This is a genomic window from Pseudomonas sp. NPDC087614 (assembly GCF_044743485.1).
Lineage (GTDB): Bacteria > Pseudomonadota > Gammaproteobacteria > Pseudomonadales > Pseudomonadaceae > Aquipseudomonas > Aquipseudomonas baetica_A.
In genome coordinates this window covers 1-3697 of sequence record NZ_JBIUWN010000155.1, presented here as the reverse complement: position 1 = coordinate 3697, position 3697 = coordinate 1, and the positions used below count along the sequence as shown (strand labels likewise).

At 57.3% G+C, this 3697-nt stretch carries 5 protein-coding genes; 1 reads left to right on the top strand and 4 read right to left on the bottom strand.

Annotated elements, in window-relative coordinates; all coding sequences use genetic code 11:
• Positions 1-188, top strand: a 188-nt coding sequence (gene rpsT / locus ACIOWA_RS27600) for a 30S ribosomal protein S20 (RefSeq protein ID WP_401162892.1), incomplete at its 5' end; no start/stop codon positions are given.
• Positions 189-366: 178 nt separating this feature from the next.
• On the opposite strand, the gene ACIOWA_RS27595 is transcribed toward rpsT, so the two are convergent.
• The 4 genes from ACIOWA_RS27595 to ACIOWA_RS27580 form a co-directional block, all read right to left on the bottom strand.
• Positions 367-834, bottom strand: a complete 468-nt coding sequence (locus ACIOWA_RS27595) for a CreA family protein (protein ID WP_221730102.1) — start codon at positions 832-834, stop codon at positions 367-369.
• 9 nt (positions 835-843) lie between these two features.
• Complete coding sequence (gene proB, locus ACIOWA_RS27590) at positions 844-1962, bottom strand: glutamate 5-kinase (protein WP_339432817.1); 1119 nt, start codon at positions 1960-1962, stop codon at positions 844-846.
• Between the two features lie 137 nt (positions 1963-2099).
• Entirely contained in the window at positions 2100-3323 is a 1224-nt protein-coding gene (cgtA, locus tag ACIOWA_RS27585) for an Obg family GTPase CgtA (RefSeq protein WP_339493856.1), read from the bottom strand.
• A 193-nt stretch (positions 3324-3516) separates the two neighbouring features.
• Positions 3517-3697, bottom strand: a 181-nt coding sequence (locus ACIOWA_RS27580) for a 50S ribosomal protein L27 (RefSeq protein WP_401162891.1), incomplete at its 5' end; no start/stop codon positions are given.

Sequence of the window (3697 nt, the reverse complement as noted above, 5' to 3'; positions counted from 1 at the left end):
GTACCTACATCAAGAATGTAGTTAAAGCCATCGACGCAAAAGACGCTGAAAAAGCTCAAGCTGCATACGTTCTGGCTGTGCCAGTTATCGACCGTATGGCCGATAAAGGCATCATCCACAAGAACAAGGCTGCTCGTCATAAGAGCCGTCTGAATGGCCACGTCAAAGCACTGAAAACTGCTGCTTAATCGACGTAGTCATTAAAAAGCCGACCTTAGGGTCGGTTTTTTATTGCCTGTAATTTGATAAAGGCAGAAAAAATGTGGGAGCAGGCTTGTTCGCGAATGCAATCTGTCAGCTGACATACCCAGCAACTGACACGACACCTTCGCGAGCAAGCCCGCCCCCACATTTAGATTGACGCTTTTACTGCCCGGCCGGCATCCACGGCAAAATCGGGATCGCCGTCACCGCATTCTGCGGACTGCCCTCGATCAAGCGATCGCTATAGACCAGGTACACCAGCGTATTGCGCTTCTTATCGAGGAAACGCACCACTTGCATGGTTTTGAATACCAGCGAAGTGCGCTCCTTGAACACCTCTTCGCCATCCTTAAGCTCGCCCTTGAACTTGATCGAACCGACCTGACGACAAGCAATCGATGCCTCGGCACGATCTTCAGCCAGCCCCAAGCCACCCTTCACGCCACCCGTCTTGGCGCGCGAGAGGTAACAGGTCACACCCTCGACTTTCGGATCATCGAAAGCCTCGACCACGATCCGGTCGTTCGGACCGACAAACTTGAACACTGTCGACACCTGACCAATTTCTTCAGCCGAAGCCAGCAATGGCAGCACCATCAACAGGCCCAACAATCCTTTTGCTACGCGCATGAGTTTTCCTTACACCAAAATCAGATTGTCACGGTGAACCAGTTCAGGTTCAGCCATGTAACCGAGCAAACCGACAATCGCATCCGACGATTGACCGATGATTTTTTGCGCCTCCAGCGCACTGTAGTTGGCTAGGCCACGAGCGATCTCACGACCATCCGGCGCCACGCAAACCACCATTTCACCGCGCCGGAAACTCCCCTGCACCAGTTTCACACCCACCGGCAACAGACTCTTGTTACCCCGGGACAGCGCCGACACCGCACCATCATCCAACACCAACGTACCACGGGTTTGCAGGTGCCCTGCCAACCACTGCTTACGCGCCGCCAGCATGCCGCGCTCAGGCGACAACAACGTGCCGATACGCTCACCCGCCTTCAAGCGATCAAGCACACGCTCAAGACGCCCACCCACGATGATGGTGTGTGCGCCGGAACGAGCCGCCAGACGCGCCGCACGCAGCTTGGTTTGCATACCACCACGCCCCAGCGCGCCACCTGTACCACCCGCCACCGCATCCAGGCCCGGATCATCGGCACGCGCCTCGTAAATCAACTGAGCATCGGGATTGTTGCGCGGATCAGCATCGAACATGCCATCGCGATCCGTCAGGATCACCAGCAGATCAGCCTCGACCAGGTTGGCCACCAACGCCGCCAGCGTGTCGTTGTCGCCAAAACGGATTTCATCAGTGACCACGGTGTCGTTCTCGTTGATCACCGGAATGACTTTCAGCTCGACCAGCGCACGCAAGGTGCTGCGGGCATTCAGATAGCGCTTGCGGTCAGAGAGGTCGTCGTGAGTCAGGAGAATCTGCGCGGTGTGCCGACCATGCTCGGCAAAGCTTGATTCCCAAGCCTGCACCAAGCCCATCTGACCGATTGCCGCCGCAGCCTGAAGCTCGTGCATCGCACTGGGTCGTGCGGTCCAGCCCAGACGGCTCATGCCGGCCGCCACCGCCCCGGAAGACACCAGCACCAACTCGACACCCGCCTCATGCAGGGCCACCATCTGCTCGACCCAGACACTCATTGCCGCGCGATCCAGCCCTTTGCCATCAGCTGTCAGCAAAGCGCTGCCGATCTTCACGACCCAACGCTGCGCACCTGTCACCTTGCTCCGCATCATCTTCAACCTTAGCTTGAGGACAGCGCGACCTGGCACTGCCCGTGACGTTAATCGTGGCTATTGGTGACCAACGATCGATTTCCAGATACTAAAACGCCGCTCGATTGAGCGGCGCTTAAGTTTACTGCAACGAATCAGTCACGCACGTAAATGATTTCCGGACCGTCTTCGTCATCCACGTCTTCTTCATCCCAATCATCGTCGCCGATGTCGTGGACCGACTTCACGCCACTGCGACGCAGGGCACGCTTGTCATCCAGCGCCTGCAACTGCGCGCGGGCTTCGTCTTCAATGCGCTGATCGAGATCAGCCAGTTCTTCCTTGTAAGCCGGGTCGGCAGCAAGGCGATCGGCACGATCTTCCATGTAACGCATGATGTCGTGGCACAGACGCTCCGTACCGATCTTGGCAATTGCCGAGATCACGTAGACCGGACCTGTCCACTCCAGACGATCAACGATCTCCTTGACGCGAGCATCGTGCTCCTCCTCAAGGATCTGGTCGCACTTGTTCAGCACCAACCAACGGTCACGCTCAGCCAGGGACGGACTGAACTTGATCAGCTCATTGACGATGACCTCAGCCGCATCCGGCGCACTGGTGTCATCCAGCGGCGCCATATCCACGAGGTGCAGCAACAGACGCGTACGCGCCAAGTGCTTGAGGAAGCGAATCCCCAGGCCGGCACCGTCGGAAGCGCCTTCGATCAAGCCCGGGATGTCGGCAATGACGAAGCTCTTCCAGCGATCGACGCTGACCACACCCAGGTTCGGGACCAACGTGGTGAACGGGTAATCGGCGACCTTCGGCTTGGCGGCCGAAACCGAACGGATAAAGGTACTTTTACCGGCATTCGGCAAGCCCAGCAGACCTACGTCGGCCAACACTTTCATTTCCAGCTTCAGGTCGCGCTGCTCGCCCGGCTTGCCCGGCGTGGTCTGGCGCGGCGCACGGTTGGTACTGGATTTGAAACGGGTATTGCCCAGACCGTGCCAACCGCCCTGCACGACCATCAACTTCTGGCCAGCCTTGGTCAGGTCACCAATGACCTCCTGAGTCCCGGAGTCGATCACGGTCGTACCGACCGGAACACGCAGGATCAGGTCTTCACCCTTTTTGCCGGTGCAGTCGGTGCTGCCACCATTGGAGCCACGCTCAGCATCGAAATGCCGGGTGTAACGGTAGTCCACCAGGGTGTTGAGGTTTTCGTCGGCCATCATGTAGATGGAACCACCATCACCACCATCACCACCGTTCGGACCACCGTTCTCGATGAACTTTTCCCGACGGAAACTCATGGCGCCATTACCGCCATCACCAGCCTTTACGCGAATCGATACTTCATCAACAAACTTCATAACCAACGCCTCTCGCCGTACGGACGAGCCGAAAAACAATCAAGACATAAGACTCTTGCAAAAATGAGCGCAGCGACCCCAAAACACGACCTGCTTCGCACGCCGACAGCCCATACAAACAGCTTTGCAAGAGACTCACCCCACAAACGAAAAAGCCCCGTCGCAAGACAGGGCTCTTCCAGCGATCTCGCGATTAGGCCGCGATTACGCTCACGTAACGACGACCGAAGGCGCCTTTTACTTCAAACTTGATCACGCCTTCGATTTTGGCGAAGAGGGTGTGATCTTTACCCATGCCAACGCCGTAACCGGCGTGGAATTGGGTGCCGCGCTGACGCACGATGATGTTGCCGGCCATGATGAACATTCCGCCA